We start from the raw sequence: 13,886 nt of genomic DNA, 5'->3' as shown, positions 1-13,886 counted from the left end.
CGAGAGTCGGATTGCTCACTCTTCGGGCCTACTCGTAAGTAGCCCTATCCAGGTGCGGGCTTTGTTGGCACGATGCCTACAATCCCGACAGACGAAAGTATCCAGAGCACAGGAGGCTCAGTGCCCAACCATGCCAACGCGCAGATCACGAAGGTCCTCGTAGCCAATCGAGGCGAGATCGCCGTGCGCGTGATCCGGGCTGCCAAGGACGCCGGGATCGCCAGTGTCGCCGTGTATGCCGAGCCGGACGCGGACGCGCCGTTCGTGAAGCTGGCTGATGAGGCGTTCGCGCTGGGTGGTCAGACTTCGGCCGAGTCGTACCTGGTGTTCGACAAGATTCTCGATGCCGCCGCCAAGTCGGGTGCGGACGCGATCCACCCCGGTTACGGGTTCCTGTCGGAGAACGCCGATTTCGCCCAGGCCGTGATCGACGCGGGCCTGATCTGGATCGGCCCGTCGCCGCAGTCGATTCGGGATCTGGGTGACAAAGTCACCGCCCGCCACATCGCCGAGCGCGCGCAGGCCCCGATGGCCGCGGGTACCAAGGATCCGGTCAAGAACGCCGAAGAGGTCGTGGCGTTCGCCAAGGAGTACGGCGTGCCGGTGGCCATCAAGGCCGCCTTCGGTGGTGGTGGTCGCGGCATGAAGGTCGCCCACACCATCGAGGAGATTCCGGAGCTGTTCGAGTCCGCGACCCGTGAGGCCGTGGCGGCCTTCGGTCGTGGTGAGTGCTTCGTGGAGCAGTACCTGGACAAGGCCCGCCACGTGGAGGCGCAGGTCATCGCCGACAAGCACGGCAATGTCGTGGTCGCCGGCACCCGTGACTGCTCGCTGCAGCGTCGCTTCCAGAAGCTCGTCGAGGAGGCCCCCGCGCCGTTCCTGTCCGACGAGGTGCGTTCGAAGATCCACGAGTCGGCCAAGCGGATCTGCCGTGAGGCCGGTTACTACGGTGCGGGCACCGTGGAATACCTGGTGCAGGGCGAGACCGTGTCGTTCCTCGAGGTGAACACGCGTCTGCAGGTCGAGCACCCGGTCACCGAGGAGACCGCCGGAATCGACCTGGTGCGCCAGCAGTTCCGCATCGCCGAGGGCCACGAGCTGTCCATCAAGGAGGACCCGACTCCGCGCGGGCACGCCTTCGAGTTCCGCATCAACGGTGAGGACGCGGGCCGTAACTTCCTGCCCGCCCCCGGCCCGGTGACCGTGTACAAGGAGCCCGCGGGCCCGGGTGTGCGCGTGGATTCCGGTGTGGTCGAGGGCAGTGTCATCGGTGGCCAGTTCGACTCGATGCTGGCCAAGCTGATCGTGACCGGTGAGACCCGTGAGCAGGCGCTGCAGCGGGCCGCTCGCGCGCTCGCCGAGTACGAGATCGAGGGTCTGGCCACGGTTCTGCCGTTCCACCGCCACATTGTGGAGAACCCGGCGTTCGTCGGTGACGGCACCAAGTTCGATGTCTACACCAAGTGGATCGAGAACGAGTGGGACAACCCGATTCAGCCCTACACCGGTGGCCAGCCGATCGAGGACGAGGACGAGGCTCCGCGGCAGAAGGTGGTCGTCGAGGTCGGCGGCCGTCGTCTTGAGGTGTCGCTGCCGGGTCAGTTCTCCGTCGGCGCGGCCGCTTCCGGCAATGGCGCGGGTGTGGTGCGCAAGAAGCCCAAGCCGCGCAAGCGCGGTGGCGCGGGCGCCGGTGCCGCGTCCGGTGACGCGGTGACCGCCCCGATGCAGGGCACCGTGGTGAAGGTGGCCGTCGAGGAGGGTCAGACCGTGGAGGCCGGTGATCTGGTGGTGGTGCTCGAGGCCATGAAGATGGAGAACCCGGTCACCGCGCACAAGGCCGGTGTCATCACCGGGCTCGCGGTCGAGGCCGGCGCGGCCATCACCCAGGGCACCGTGCTCGCCGAGATCAAGTAACGCAAGGCCGAGATCAAGTAGCGCAAGACAATTCGCCGAGTGGCCGCTCACCTGCAGGTGAGCGGCCACTCGCGCTAAGGTCGTGACATGGCTGAACCACCCGAGATCCGTATCGGTACCGCCGAGCGCGAGGACGCGATGAAGCGGTTATCGGATCATTTCGCGGCGGGGCGGTTGAGTGTCGCCGAGTTCGACGAGCGCAGTGGGATCGTGGCGGCGGCACTGACCCGCGGGGATCTCGAGCGGGTGTTCACCGACCTGCCGGAACCCGTTGCCGAGAAGCCGGTTCCGGCGCAACGGGAATCGCGGTTCGGCGCGCACTGGCCCGAGCGCGTGATGCCGGTGATCCCGATTCTCGCGGTGATCCTGTTCTTCGTGACCCACCAGTGGTGGGTGTTCCTGTTGATTCCGCTGGCGGGGGCGCTGTTGTTCGGGGAGAGCAGCCGGGAACGGCAGCAGCGGCGGGTGCGCCTGGACAAGCGCGACCGCAAGCGGCAGCGGCGGCTGGATCGGGGATCGGAGGACTGATGGAACCCATTGAGATCAATGCGGGCAGTTGGTATCTGCGGGCCCTGCGCGCCGACGACCGCATCGACGACCGCCCGGCCCTGGCCGACGGCGGCATCACCGATCCGGAGTACGTGACCCGGCGCAGCGCGGAATGGGCCGCGGAGAGCCACTTCTCGTGGGCGGTGTGCGTGCCCACCACCGCGGAGATGGTCGCCGAGATCGGGGTGCGGCCGCACGCGGACGGCACCGCGACGGTGACCGGGTGGGCGCGGACCGGATACGACGAGGCCCTCGCGGACGGTCTCACCACCGTGCGCCGCTTCACCGCTGGAGCCCTCGGACTGGAACCGATCGACGCCTGAACCGGCCCGCGGAAAAATAAGTCGTGCCGCCGACCCCTTGTGGGGGACCCTGAAGTCGCAGCCGAAACCGACGACCAGGGGAGGCGGTTATGTGGAGCTGGAGTGAACACGTGGCGGAACGGGCGACAGCGGCCTCGTTCCTGCACTGGCGGATCCAGGACCCGGAGCCGACCGTGACCGAACCGGAGTACAGCGAGACCTCGGACGGCCCGGGCGCGTCCGGGACCGACGGCGGGCTCACCCCGCGCGACGGTGACGCCATTGCCGATGCGTACGACTACGCGCGAATGCCGGACGCGGGATTGGCCCTCGCCGGGGTTTAGCGGCGAGGTGGAAAGGGGCGGGTCCGATTCCGGGCCCGCCCCTTTCGCATGGGTGGCGGAGGCGAGCGGGCGATCGGCGGGGAGTAGGTTCAAGTGCATGGAGAGGTCGCCGCTGGATGCTGACTTGCTGGCCAGGAATGCCGCTGAGCTCGGGTTCTTCTCGGGCGTGGAGGTGGTCGAGTCGACCGGTTCGACGAACGCGGATCTGGTTGCGCGGGCCGCGGATCCGCAGGCGGATCGGCTGGTGTTGATCGCGGAGTCGCAGGACCGCGGGCGCGGGCGGCACGACCGGCAGTGGGTGGGTCCGCCGCGGGCGCAGATCTCGATGTCCGTGCTGGTGCGGGTGCGCGGTATCGATCCGGCGACGCTGGGTTGGCTGCCGCTGTTGACCGGTGTCGCGGTGGTGGACGCGGTGCGCTCGACCACCGGGGTGAAGGCGGTTCTCAAGTGGCCCAATGATGTTCTGATCGAGGGTCGCAAGCTGGCCGGAATTCTCGCCGAGATCGCCGCCGCCGGAACCGATCCCGCCGTGGTGGTCGGCGTGGGCCTGAACGTGAGCCTCACCGAGGCGGAACTCCCTGTGCCCCACGCGACTTCGCTGCTGCTCTCCGGCGTCGAGCATCCGGACCGGACCGCCCTGGTGTCCGCCATCCTGCGCGAGTTCGCCGGGCGCTTCGCCGACTGGGAGGCCGCGGGCTGGGATACCGCCGAGCTGTCGGCCGCCTACCGGGACCGCTGTTCCACGCTCGGCACCGAGGTGCGGGCCGAGCTGCCCGGCGGCCAGGTGCTCACCGGCATCGCCACGGGTATCGACCCGCACGGCCGCCTGCTGGTCGGCGATCGCGCCGTCTCGGCGGGCGATGTGACCCATCTGCGCGCCGATTACTGAGATCGACTGTCAGTCGGGCACTTTGGTGGGCTTCGGCGGCTTGCCGCCCCGTTCGTCGTTGCCCTGTCCATTGCCCGGCTTGTCCGCGGTCGGTCGGAGCTGCCCCGGCGGCGTGAAGTTCTGCGGGAACGGGAATGGCAGCGTGGTCGGCGCGACCGTCGGATTCGGTTGGGGCGCGGCGGTGGACGGCTGCGGTGCCGGGGCCGGAACGGTCGACGCGGGTGGGCTCTCGACGGTCGATGACGGCGGAGCCGTATAGGGATTGGCCGGAGCCGTGGTCTGCGCGTGGCGGGGTGCCTCGGTCGTGGTGCCCCCATCGGAGGGGGTACCGGCGGGCGCCGGAGCCTGCGTGGTCCGCACCGGTGTCGGGTCGGACCGGTGACCGGCGTGCCAGACCGCCCAACCGGATCCGGCTCCGACCACGACGGCCGCGACCGCCACCGCGGCGGCGAAGCGTCGCGGAAACACCGTGCGCCGTGCGGTTTCGGCACGGGTGGGACCGGGCAGGATAGAGCCGGGCGGCACCACGGCGGCCGCGGCCCCTTCCTCCCGGCCGAGCACGCGATCCGGAACGGGAGCCGACTCGTGAGCCGCCACTGCGAGCCCGGCGGCTTCGGGATCTTCCCCGGAACCCGGTGGTATGGGCGGCAACCGTTTCGTGGGGGCGGGTGCCGCCGGAATCGGCGTGGTGGCGGACGCGCTGGCGCGGGTGAGGGCCGTGCGCGCGGCGGCGGCGAATTCGCCCGCGGTCTCGAAGCGCTGCTCCGGATCCTTGGCGAGCGCCCGCGCGATGACATGGTCCAATTCGCCGGGGAGGGCGGGATTCACGTCGGCGAGGTGGGGCGGGTCCGCCGTGAGGTGGGCGTGCATCTGCGCCACCGGATTGTTGTCCGGGAAAGGTCTTCGCCCGGTGAGGGATTCGTAGAGCACGCACGCCAGCGAGTAGATGTCGGAGCGGGCGGTGGCGGTGCCGGTGAACCGTTCCGGTGCCATGTACGCGGGTGTGCCGATGACCAGACTGCTGCCGGTGAGCGTGGCCTGCCCGGTCTGGTGGACGGTGCCGAAGTCGATGAGATAGGTGAAACCGCTCGGCATCACGATGATGTTGGAGGGCTTGACATCCCGGTGCACCAGCCCGTTCCGATGCGCCCCGTCCAGTGCCCCCGCGACCTGCGACACGATGTCGATGGCGGTGGTGGGCGGCAGCGGCCCGTCGGCGCGCAGCAGCTTGCCCAGGTCGGAGCCGTCCACATAGGCCATGTCGATGAACAGCTGTCCGTCGTGTTCCCCGAAGGTGTGAATGGGCACCACGTGGGGTTCGTGCAGGCGCGCGGCCGTGCGGGCCTCGCGCCGAAATCGCTGCCGGTACGTGTCGTCGGCGGCCAGTTCGCGCGCCAGCAGTTTCAAGGCGACGGTGCGCTCGGTGCGGGTGTCGTGGGCCCGCCATACCTGTCCGGTTCCGCCGTTGCCCAGCAGATTCTCGAGTCGGTAGGGGCCGAACCGCCTGTCCCCCATGAGGAATCCTCTCGCCGGATGCGTGTCCCTAGGGCACTACCCACGATCGGTCGCAATGTTCATGCGGATGTGGCGGCGGCGGACGCGCGGGGGCGCGCTGGCGCGGCTAGTGCGGATGGCCCGGGTGATCGCGGTGGGGTTTGCCGTTCGGGAGCGTGGGAAGCACGCCGCCCGGGAACAGGTTGGGCAGTTCGATCGGGGGCGGCGGCAGGGTCCACACCGGTGCGGCGGGAGTCCGGTACTCGGTCTCGGGTGTTTCGGCCGGGGGTTCCGGCTCCGGTGTCTCCGGCGGCGGCGCGGGTTCCTCGGTGGTCGGTGGAATCGATTCGCGAACAGTGGATTCCACGACGGCGGTGGTCGGCGCGGGAGGGCGCTGATCGACGTCCGGGGCGTCCGCGCGGACGGTGTACCAGGCCGCGCCCATGACGATCGCGCACGCCGCGGCCAGCGCACCCGCGACGGTCAGCACGCGTCCCCGGGGCCGGCGGCGATCGGCACCATGCGCGTCGGTGTCGATCGACAGTGTGAGAGTGGGTGTTTCGGCCCGGGGCGCATCGGTGACCGGTCCGGACGGTGCCTGCTCACCCGGCGGCGCGACGGTCGCGGTATCCACCGCCGCCCGGGCGGCGGCGGCGAATTCGCCTGCGCTGGCGAAGCGTTGGGCCGGATCCTTGGCCAGCCCGCGTGCCACCACGGCGTCGAGCGCCGCGGGCACCAGCGGTGCGAGACTCGAGGGCGGCTCCGGATCGCGTTCCAGGTGGGCGCGCATGAGCTGCGCGGGATTGCGCAGCCGGAAAGGTCGCTGCCCGGTGAGGCATTCGTAGAGGACGCACGCCAGCGAGTAGATGTCCGAGCGCGGCGTGCTCGCACCCTCGAAACGCTCGGGCGCCATGTAGGCGGGGGTGCCGACCAGCATGCCGATCTGGGTGATGGCGGTCTGGCCGTTCTCCTCGAGGGCGGTGCCGAAATCGATGAGGTAGGCGACATCGTCGGGTGCCACGATGATGTTCTGCGGCTTGACATCCCGGTGGATCAGTCCGGCCGCGTGCGCCTCGTCCAGCGCGATGGCGACCTGGGCGATGAGGTCGACGGCCGCGGCGGGGGCCATCGGCCCCTCCCATTCGAGCAGCGCCTCGATATCGAGCCCGTCGACGAATTCGGAATCGATGAACAGTCGCCCCTCGAGTTCACCGTGGGTGTGCACCGCCATCACGTGCGGTCCGCGCAACAGCGAGGCGGCCCGGGCCTCCCGTTCGAAACGCCGCCGGTATTCGGGGTCGGCGGTCAGTACGGGTGCCAGCAGCTTGAGCGTGACGGTCCGGTCCGCCACGGTGTCGTGCGCACGCCATACCTCCGCCGACCCGCCGCTGCCGAGCAGTTCGTCGAGGCGGTATCGGCCCAGGTAGCCATCCCCCAACGGAATTCCTCTCGTCACACTGGGGGATCACCTTAGCGAACCGAACTTATTGGACACCTGAGCAACTCGCAGGTGGATCACACGGTCTGCAATTCCCCCCGCGCGGCTTCGCGCGCCAGCATCCGGTCGCGCTGTTCCTCGAACTTGAGTACGTCCTGCCCGAGCTTGTCCATGTACGCGGCCAATTCCTCGCGCGCCTTTTCACCGCGCGGTCCGAAGTCGCTGCGCTCGAAGATATTCCAGATCTTCAACACGGGCGCGACGACCTCTTCCAGGTGTTGGCGCAGGTCGTAGATGCCGTGCTTGGCCATGATGACGCCATTGCGGCGGAAGTTGGGCATGCCGTGGCCGGGCATGACGAAATGGGTGAGCACCTTGGTGATCGCCTCGACGGCCTGATCGGGCACCAGATCCAGGCCCGCGCCGCACATGGTGCGATAGAAGATCATGTGCAGGTTCTCGTCGGCGGCGATGCGCTGCAGCATGCGGTCGGCCACCGGGTCGTTGCACACCCGGCCGGTATTGCGGTGCGAAACCCGGGTCGCCAATTCCTGGAACGTCACATACGCGACATTCTCCAGAAATCCGCCCCAATCCTCCGGGGACTGCGCGCCATTGGTCATATGGATCATGCGGGCCTGTTCCAATGCCACCGGATCCACGCCGCGCGTCACGACCAGATAATCGCGCATGACGATGCCGTGCCGGTTCTCCTCGGCCGTCCAGCGGCCCACCCAGGTGCCCCACGCGCCGTCCTGGGAGAAGTTCTCCGCGATCTCGCGGTGATACGAGGGCAGATTGTCCTCGGTCAGCAGATTGGTGACCATGGAGATCTTGGCGACCTCGCTCAGGCGCGACTGCGAGGGGTCCCAGTCCGCGCCGCCCAGCGCCGCGAAATTCCGGCCCTCGTCCCAGGGCACGTAATCGTGGGGGTGCCATTCCTTGGCCATCGACAGGTGCCGATTCAGGTTCGCCTCGGCCACCGGTTCGAGCTCTCGAAGTATCTGATACTGCGTCAACTCTCGGGTCACACACGCCTCCTGCAGTCATGCACACCGGGAAAAGCCTGGAAGGTCTCGCTCGGGACAAACGTGAAGGTCTTGCGAACAACCATGAAGCTCTTGCGAACAACTCGGAAGTAAAGGCAACGCGCGACGGTCGATCGTACCGTCAACCGCACGATTGTGCCCCGGGCCCCAGTTCGGCGTGCGGCATTCCGAGATCTCCGCGCGATAGGGTTTGCCCATGGGTTATCCGGAGGAAGCGCTCGCACCCGAAGAGGTGCTGCTCCTGCATCGCCATCCGCATTGGAAGATGTTGTTCTGGCCCGCTGTGACTTTCATCCTGATCACCGCATTGGCCGGATTCGGCGCGGGGGTCTCGGCCCGCAATACCGAGGGCACCCTCCAGACCGGTTTGCTGCTCGGCATTCTGGCGCTCTGGCTCGCGATCGTGCTGTGGCGCAGTCTCGCTCCGCTCATCCGCTGGAAGTCGACGCATTTCATCGTGACCGACCGGCGGGTCCTGATCCGCCAGGGCGTGCTCACCCACACCGGCATCGACATTCCGATGAACCGGATCTCGAATGTGCAGTTCCGCCATGGCCTGTTCGATCGGATGCTGGGCACCGGCACCCTGATCATCGGCTCGTCGTCGGAGGATCCGCTGGAATACGACGACATTCCGCACGTGCAGAAGGTGCACGCCATGCTGTATCACCAGGTCTTCGATGTGGTGCAGAACAATCCGAACGGCGGCGGCTTTCACGGTTCCGCCGGCGCCTACCCGTAGTCTGGTTCCGTGACCGCAGTACTGCTGGCCGAAGATGACGAGGCCATCGCCGCCCCGCTGTCGCGCGCGCTGGGCCGCGAGGGCTATTCGGTGACCGTGGAGAGCTATGGTCCCGCCGTGCTGGAGCGGGCCCTCGAGGGCGGTCACGACCTGCTGATTCTGGACCTCGGGCTACCCGGAATGGACGGGCTGGAGGTGTGCCGCCAGGTGCGGGCGCGGGGCGCGGAACTGGCCGTGCTCATGCTCACCGCCCGCACCGACGAGGTGGACTTCGTGGTCGGCCTGGACGCGGGCGCCGACGACTACGTGGGCAAGCCCTTCCGGCTCGCCGAACTGCTGGCCCGGGTGCGGGCGCTGTTGCGGCGCAGCGGAATCGGGGACGAGGCCGTGGAGGTGGGCGGCATTCGGCTCGAGCCCGCGGCGCGGCGGGTGCTGGTGAACGGCGTCGAGGTGAACCTGGCCAACAAGGAGTACGAGCTGCTGAAGGTGCTCATCGACCGGGCCGGGCAGGTGGTCTCGCGCGAGACGATTCTGCGCGAGGTGTGGGGCGACGCGGATCTGCGCGGCTCCAAGACCCTGGACATGCACATGTCGTGGTTGCGTCGCAAGATCGGGGACGAGGGCCCGGTGGCGGAACGCCGGATCGTGACCGTGCGCGGCGTAGGCTTCCGCTTCAACACCGACTAGCTCGGCCGCTCGATCCGATTCACCGTGCTCTGCTCTGCGCGTAGAACCCCCGAAGACCCCCGTGAGACCCCCGATGGTCCGGCGAAGCGAGGCATCTCGACGATGAGACGCAGAATCCTGCTGTCCATGGTGGCCGCGTTGACCCTCACCACCCTGGTTCTCGGTGTGCCGCTGGCGTTCACGGCCTGGCAGTGGGTGGAGGACATCAATCGCAACGAGCTGCGCAACCGGCTCCAGCTCATCGCCGAGGAGGTGATGCGCCAGGAGCGCGACGGCACGGTGGCCGGGGAGCTGGACACCAAATCGGTGCGGCTGCTGATTCCGGCCAACGGCAAGCTGACCATCATCTATCCCACGCCCGCGGAGCCCAACAAGAAGACCGACGTGGGCGCGGAGACGGTGGCCGATCCGCTCTCGGAATCCTGGTCGATGGGCACCAATGGCTCGCTGCGGCTGGAAGTGCCCTCGGCCCCAATGCATTCCATGCAGCGGCAGGCGCTGGGCGCGGTGCTGGGCCTGGTGCTGATCTCGCTGGGCGCGGGCATCGCGGTGGCGGTGGTGACCGCGCGCCGGGTGGCCGATCCGCTGCGGGACGTGGCGGCCCGCGCCGCGCGGCTGGCCATGGGCGACTTCCGCGCGGACCCGCGCCGGCACGGCATCACCGAATTGGATCGCGTCTCGGACGTGCTGGATTCGGCCACGGTGGAAATCGCGGGCCGACTACAACGGGAGCACGCGCTGGTCGCCGACGTCTCGCATCAGCTGCGCAGTCGTCTGACGGCCGTGCGCCTGCGTCTGGACGAGCTGTCCGCGCACGATGATCCGGCGGTGGTGCACGAGGCGGAAGAGGCCATGGCACAGGTGGATCGGCTCACCGACGCCATCGACGAACTGGTGCGGGCCTCGCGCGACGAGGGCGCGGCCGAACGCGATCCGGTGCCGGTGGTCGCCGAATTGCGCAGTGTCGTCGCGGAATGGCGGCATCCCTTCGCCGAGGCGGGCCGCAAACTGGTGCTGCTCGGCGATCCGACTTTGAAAGCGCCCGTGACGGGTTCGCGGCTGCGCGAGGCGCTCGCGGTGCTGGTCGACAATGCCCTGATGCATGGCGCGGGTACTTGCACGGTCTCGGTGCGCACGGTGGCCGGGCGCATGGACGACAGCGAACCGCTGGTGGTGGTGGAGGTCGCCGACGAGGGTGACGGTGTGCGAGATGAGTTGGCCCCCCACATCTTCGACCGCGGCTTCTCGGCGGCGGGCTCGACCGGCGTCGGTCTGGCCCTGGCCCGCGCCCTGATCGAGGCCGACGGCGGCCGCCTGGAACTGCAGCGCCGCCGCCCGGCCCTCTTCGCCGTCTTCCTCGGTTCCTCCGGAGTCGCCTCCCGCCCCATCGCGGTCGGCACCGAGCCTCGCTGATCTTCTATCCGTTCTCTAACTGTTCGTTAGTCGGCGCTGAGAAGTCGCTTCCTACCTTCGGATTCGTCAACCGGAAGCGACGAGTGATCGTCGACGAAGAGCAGGAGATGTTATGCAGAAGCGCACCATCCGCCGCACCGTCACCGCCGGTGTCCTCGGAGTCGCCGCCCTGGGCGTGCTGGCGCTCCCCGCGGTCGCCAATGCCGAGACGCCGGATTCGATTGCGGGGCTGGCGAATACGGGCAGTGCCGGATCGTCCGCGCCCGCCGGACCGGACACGGTGGTCATCAAGGATCGCGACGGCAATGTCACCGTGCGTCCGGCCCAGCCCGGCATGCCGCTGCCGCCGGGCGCGATTCCGGCCATCCCGCTGCAGCCGGGCGCGCCGACCCTGGACCACGTGATCGTCACCCAGGACGGCGCGCCCGGCTCCCCGGCGGACACGATCGTCGTGTCCCCGGTTCGCTGAGAAACGTCCTCAGCCTGCGTCAGTATCGTCTGAGCTCGTGACGGGTCCCCGGATTCTGATTGTGGACGACGACGTCAGGGTGCTGGCCTCGGTGGCGCGGGGGCTCCGAATGTCGGGTTTCGAGGTCGAGACCGCGGCGGACGGGGCCGCCGCGCTCCGCCATATCGCCACCGGCGCCCCGCAGGCCATGCTGCTGGACCTGAACATGCCGAATCTGGATGGCGTGCAGGTGGTGACGGCGCTGCGCTCGCTGGGCAACGACATCCCGATCTGCGTGCTCAGCGCCCGCTCGGAGGTCACCGACCGCATCGACGCCCTCGAGGCCGGTGCCGACGACTACCTGACCAAACCCTTCGACCTGGGTGAACTGGTGGCCCGCCTGCGCGCCATGCTGCGCCGGGCCCCCGCGCCCACCCATGGGGCCGACGACCGGATCGTGGTGGGCCCGCTCACCGTCCGCCCCGGCGCGCGCCGCGCCGCGGTCGACGGCACACCCCTCGACCTCACCAAACGCGAATTCGATCTGCTCGCCGCGCTGGCCGCCGCGCCCGGGCAGGTCTTCTCCCGCGCCCAGCTCCTGGATCAGGTCTGGGGCTACGACTTCGAGACCCAGACCAAGGTGGTCGACGTGTTCGTCTCCTACCTGCGCCGCAAGATCGAGGACGCGGGCGCGCCCCGCCTGATCCACACCGTCCGCGGCGTCGGATTCGTCCTGCGGACCGAGCCCTAGCGAGGAGAGCATGCGGGTGAAACTGTTGCGGCCGAAGCGCTTGCGCGGTCCGGTCTCCCTGCGCGCCCGGGTGGCGTTCGCCAGCGCGGCGACCGCGGCCGTGGTGGTGGCGGCCATGGCGGCGGTGCTGTTCGCCTTCGCGCCGACCGATGCCTCGGGCCAGACGGACCGGGTGATCAGCGCGATCGCGCTCACGCCCGCGAAGGAATCACCCGCCGCGCCCGGGCAGCCGAGTATTCCGGCCCTGCCGGGTGCGCCCGTTCCGGTATCGCCGTCGCCGGGAATAGTCATCAGGCAGATCGAGCCGGACGGCGCGGTGCCCGGATACACGCGCACGGTGGTGGTGAACGGCGACCCGGTCGCGGTGACCGTCCCCAACGCCGTGGTCTCGGATTCGGCTACCCGGCAGCGGATTCGGATTCTGGTGATCGGTGTGGTCGGGGTGGCGCTGGCGGCCATTCTGGGCTGGTTCTTCGCGCACCGCGCCGTGGTCCCGCTGCGCCGGCTCACCGCCGCCACGGCCGGACTGGGGGAGGGGCTCGCGCTGCAGACCCCGCGGCACCCGGTGGCCAGTGAGACAACGGAATTGGCCGAGGCCATGAACACCATGCTCGGGCGCATCGCGACCGAGCGGCGGCACACCGACGAAGCCCTGGTCACCGCACGGGATTTCGCGGCCACGGCCGCCCACGAATTGCGGACCCCCTTGACCGCCATGCGCACCGACCTGCAGGTCCTGCGCTCGATGCCGCTGTCGGAGGACGAACGCACCGAGATCCTCGACGAGATCCTCACCACGCAGAGCTCACTGGAATCCACGCTGTTCGCGCTGGAGCGGCTGGCGGTGGGGGATCTGACCACCGAATCCGATTGGGAGGACCTCGATCTGGGTCAACTCATCGACCAGGTCGTGGAGGAGGCGCGGCGCATGAATCCGGACGTCGCGATCACGGCCGCGGAGGTGGAGCCGATCCGGCTGCGCGGTCTGGCCGCGGGACTGCGGTCGGTGGTGGAGAACGCCGTCACCAATGCCATCCGGCACGGTGCGGCCACGCGCGTCGAGATCGCGGCGCGGCGTGCGGGGGATCGGGTCGTGCTGACCGTCGACGACAATGGCCGGGGCATTCCCGAGCCGGATCGCGAGCGGGTCTTCGAGCGCTTCTATCGGGCGAGCACGACGCCCGGCAGCGGTCTGGGTCTGGCCCTGGTGTCGCAGCAGGCCCGCCTACACGGCGGCGACGCGACGATCGCGGAGAGCGCGTCCGGCGGAGTACGCCTGACCGTCACCCTCAGCTGTGCCCCAGCTGCTCCTCGTTCTCGCTGACGAGGTCCTCGAATTCTTCCTGCAGTTCCTGCATTTCGTCCGGAAACACCCATTTCTTCATGGCGTAGAACCGGAATGCCATTTGCAGCAGATTGCCGATGATGAAGGCGCTGAAGAAGTCGGCGATGTTCTCGACGGTAAAGCTCACATTGGGCTGGCGCAGGTCGAACACATAGCTCGAAACCCACAGCGGCAGCGCGGCCAGGCCGACGCCGATGCCGCTGACCAGGAAGAACAGCAGCGCCTCGTGATGCTTCTCGCGGCCGCCGCGCTTGTCGAAGGTCCACTCCCGATTGAGGATGTAGGACACGATGACCGCGATGGTGCCCGACAGAATGCGGGCCACCGTGGGCTTGGTGTCCAGAATTGTCCATTTCAGGACGTAGAAAATGCCCAGATCGATGACGAACGTCGTCGCACCGACAATCGCGAACTTGAGGAGTTCGTAATGGCGGTCCGCGAGGGCCCGCAGGGGAGCGGGCAGGCGATTGACCACTTCGTCGACAAATGACACGGTGCGAGTCTACGTCTCCCATCCGTGC

General features: G+C 68.6%; 15 protein-coding genes. 11 read left to right on the top strand and 4 right to left on the bottom strand.

Annotation, left to right across the window (positions count from 1 at the left end; translation table 11 throughout):
- Positions 1-120 precede the first annotated feature (120 nt).
- The 5 genes from VMT65_RS17310 (at position 121) to VMT65_RS17290 (ending at position 3,998) form a co-directional block, all read left to right on the top strand.
- Positions 121-1,914 (top strand): acetyl/propionyl/methylcrotonyl-CoA carboxylase subunit alpha, encoded by a 1,794-nt coding sequence (locus VMT65_RS17310; protein WP_326309304.1) that lies wholly within the window; start codon positions 121-123, stop codon positions 1,912-1,914.
- An 87-nt stretch (positions 1,915-2,001) separates the two neighbouring features.
- Complete coding sequence (locus VMT65_RS17305; RefSeq protein WP_326309303.1) at positions 2,002-2,442, top strand: DUF1707 SHOCT-like domain-containing protein; 441 nt, start codon at positions 2,002-2,004, stop codon at positions 2,440-2,442.
- Positions 2,442-2,786, top strand: a complete 345-nt coding sequence (locus VMT65_RS17300; protein WP_326309302.1) for a hypothetical protein — start codon at positions 2,442-2,444, stop codon at positions 2,784-2,786. Before VMT65_RS17305 ends, VMT65_RS17300 begins: the two co-directional genes overlap by 1 nt.
- A gap of 89 nt (positions 2,787-2,875) precedes the next feature.
- Positions 2,876-3,109, top strand: coding sequence for a hypothetical protein (locus tag VMT65_RS17295; protein WP_326309301.1), 234 nt, complete (start codon positions 2,876-2,878; stop codon positions 3,107-3,109).
- Between the two features lie 97 nt (positions 3,110-3,206).
- Positions 3,207-3,998 (top strand): biotin--[acetyl-CoA-carboxylase] ligase, encoded by a 792-nt coding sequence (locus VMT65_RS17290; RefSeq protein WP_326309300.1) that lies wholly within the window; start codon positions 3,207-3,209, stop codon positions 3,996-3,998.
- Between the two features lie 9 nt (positions 3,999-4,007).
- Here the strand turns inward: VMT65_RS17290 and VMT65_RS17285 are convergent, their stop codons facing one another.
- The 3 genes from VMT65_RS17285 to VMT65_RS17275 all read right to left on the bottom strand — a co-directional run bounded on the left by VMT65_RS17285 (position 4,008) and on the right by VMT65_RS17275 (position 7,961).
- Entirely contained in the window at positions 4,008-5,513 is a 1,506-nt protein-coding gene (locus tag VMT65_RS17285) for a serine/threonine-protein kinase (RefSeq protein ID WP_326309299.1), read from the bottom strand.
- A 106-nt stretch (positions 5,514-5,619) separates the two neighbouring features.
- The gene (locus VMT65_RS17280) at positions 5,620-6,948 is read right to left on the bottom strand and encodes a serine/threonine-protein kinase (protein ID WP_326309298.1); all 1,329 of its coding nucleotides are present in this window, start codon (positions 6,946-6,948) and stop codon (positions 5,620-5,622) included.
- Positions 6,949-7,007: 59 nt separating this feature from the next.
- Positions 7,008-7,961, bottom strand: coding sequence for an acyl-ACP desaturase (locus tag VMT65_RS17275; RefSeq protein WP_326309297.1), 954 nt, complete (start codon positions 7,959-7,961; stop codon positions 7,008-7,010).
- A gap of 214 nt (positions 7,962-8,175) precedes the next feature.
- Between VMT65_RS17275 and VMT65_RS17270 the strand changes: the two genes are divergently transcribed.
- The 6 genes from VMT65_RS17270 to VMT65_RS17245 all read left to right on the top strand — a co-directional run bounded on the left by VMT65_RS17270 (position 8,176) and on the right by VMT65_RS17245 (position 13,344).
- Complete coding sequence (locus VMT65_RS17270; protein WP_326309296.1) at positions 8,176-8,721, top strand: PH domain-containing protein; 546 nt, start codon at positions 8,176-8,178, stop codon at positions 8,719-8,721.
- A 9-nt stretch (positions 8,722-8,730) separates the two neighbouring features.
- Positions 8,731-9,408: a response regulator transcription factor gene (locus VMT65_RS17265; protein ID WP_033085103.1), complete on the top strand. Its 678-nt coding sequence runs from the start codon at positions 8,731-8,733 to the stop codon at positions 9,406-9,408.
- 102 nt (positions 9,409-9,510) lie between these two features.
- Positions 9,511-10,821 (top strand): sensor histidine kinase, encoded by a 1,311-nt coding sequence (locus VMT65_RS17260; RefSeq protein WP_326309295.1) that lies wholly within the window; start codon positions 9,511-9,513, stop codon positions 10,819-10,821.
- Positions 10,822-10,933: 112 nt separating this feature from the next.
- Positions 10,934-11,290, top strand: coding sequence for a hypothetical protein (locus VMT65_RS17255; protein WP_326309294.1), 357 nt, complete (start codon positions 10,934-10,936; stop codon positions 11,288-11,290).
- A 37-nt stretch (positions 11,291-11,327) separates the two neighbouring features.
- Entirely contained in the window at positions 11,328-12,020 is a 693-nt protein-coding gene (locus VMT65_RS17250) for a response regulator transcription factor (protein WP_326309293.1), read from the top strand.
- A 10-nt stretch (positions 12,021-12,030) separates the two neighbouring features.
- Positions 12,031-13,344 carry a sensor histidine kinase gene (locus VMT65_RS17245; RefSeq protein ID WP_326309292.1) on the top strand — a complete coding sequence of 438 codons (1,314 nt, stop codon included), beginning with the start codon at positions 12,031-12,033 and terminating at the stop codon, positions 13,342-13,344.
- Here VMT65_RS17245 and VMT65_RS17240 read toward each other — a convergent pair.
- On the bottom strand, positions 13,310-13,858 hold the full coding sequence (locus VMT65_RS17240) for a GtrA family protein (RefSeq protein ID WP_326309291.1): 549 nt from the start codon (positions 13,856-13,858) through the stop codon (positions 13,310-13,312). The genes VMT65_RS17245 and VMT65_RS17240 overlap by 35 nt on opposite strands.
- Between the last annotated feature and the right edge of the window lie 28 nt (positions 13,859-13,886).

Origin of the sequence: Nocardia sp. CDC153, from assembly GCF_035818515.1 — a bacterium.
Taxonomy (GTDB): domain Bacteria; phylum Actinomycetota; class Actinomycetes; order Mycobacteriales; family Mycobacteriaceae; genus Nocardia.
Note: the sequence above shows the minus strand (reverse complement) of the source record. Positions and strands in the feature narration are given on the sequence as shown.

What these genes read in the sequence shown, in the direction of transcription:
- VMT65_RS17305 (WP_326309303.1), top strand. Translation starts at nt 2,002, where the DNA reads ATGGCTGAACCACCCGAGATCCGTATCGGTACCGCCGAGCGCGAGGAC.
- VMT65_RS17300 (WP_326309302.1), top strand. Translation starts at nt 2,442, where the DNA reads ATGGAACCCATTGAGATCAATGCGGGCAGTTGGTATCTGCGGGCCCTG.
- VMT65_RS17295 (WP_326309301.1), top strand. Translation starts at nt 2,876, where the DNA reads ATGTGGAGCTGGAGTGAACACGTGGCGGAACGGGCGACAGCGGCCTCG.
- VMT65_RS17290 (WP_326309300.1), top strand. Translation starts at nt 3,207, where the DNA reads ATGGAGAGGTCGCCGCTGGATGCTGACTTGCTGGCCAGGAATGCCGCT.
- VMT65_RS17285 (WP_326309299.1), bottom strand. Translation starts at nt 5,513, where the DNA reads ATGGGGGACAGGCGGTTCGGCCCCTACCGACTCGAGAATCTGCTGGGC.
- VMT65_RS17270 (WP_326309296.1), top strand. Translation starts at nt 8,176, where the DNA reads ATGGGTTATCCGGAGGAAGCGCTCGCACCCGAAGAGGTGCTGCTCCTG.
- VMT65_RS17260 (WP_326309295.1), top strand. Translation starts at nt 9,511, where the DNA reads ATGAGACGCAGAATCCTGCTGTCCATGGTGGCCGCGTTGACCCTCACC.
- VMT65_RS17255 (WP_326309294.1), top strand. Translation starts at nt 10,934, where the DNA reads ATGCAGAAGCGCACCATCCGCCGCACCGTCACCGCCGGTGTCCTCGGA.
- VMT65_RS17245 (WP_326309292.1), top strand. Translation starts at nt 12,031, where the DNA reads ATGCGGGTGAAACTGTTGCGGCCGAAGCGCTTGCGCGGTCCGGTCTCC.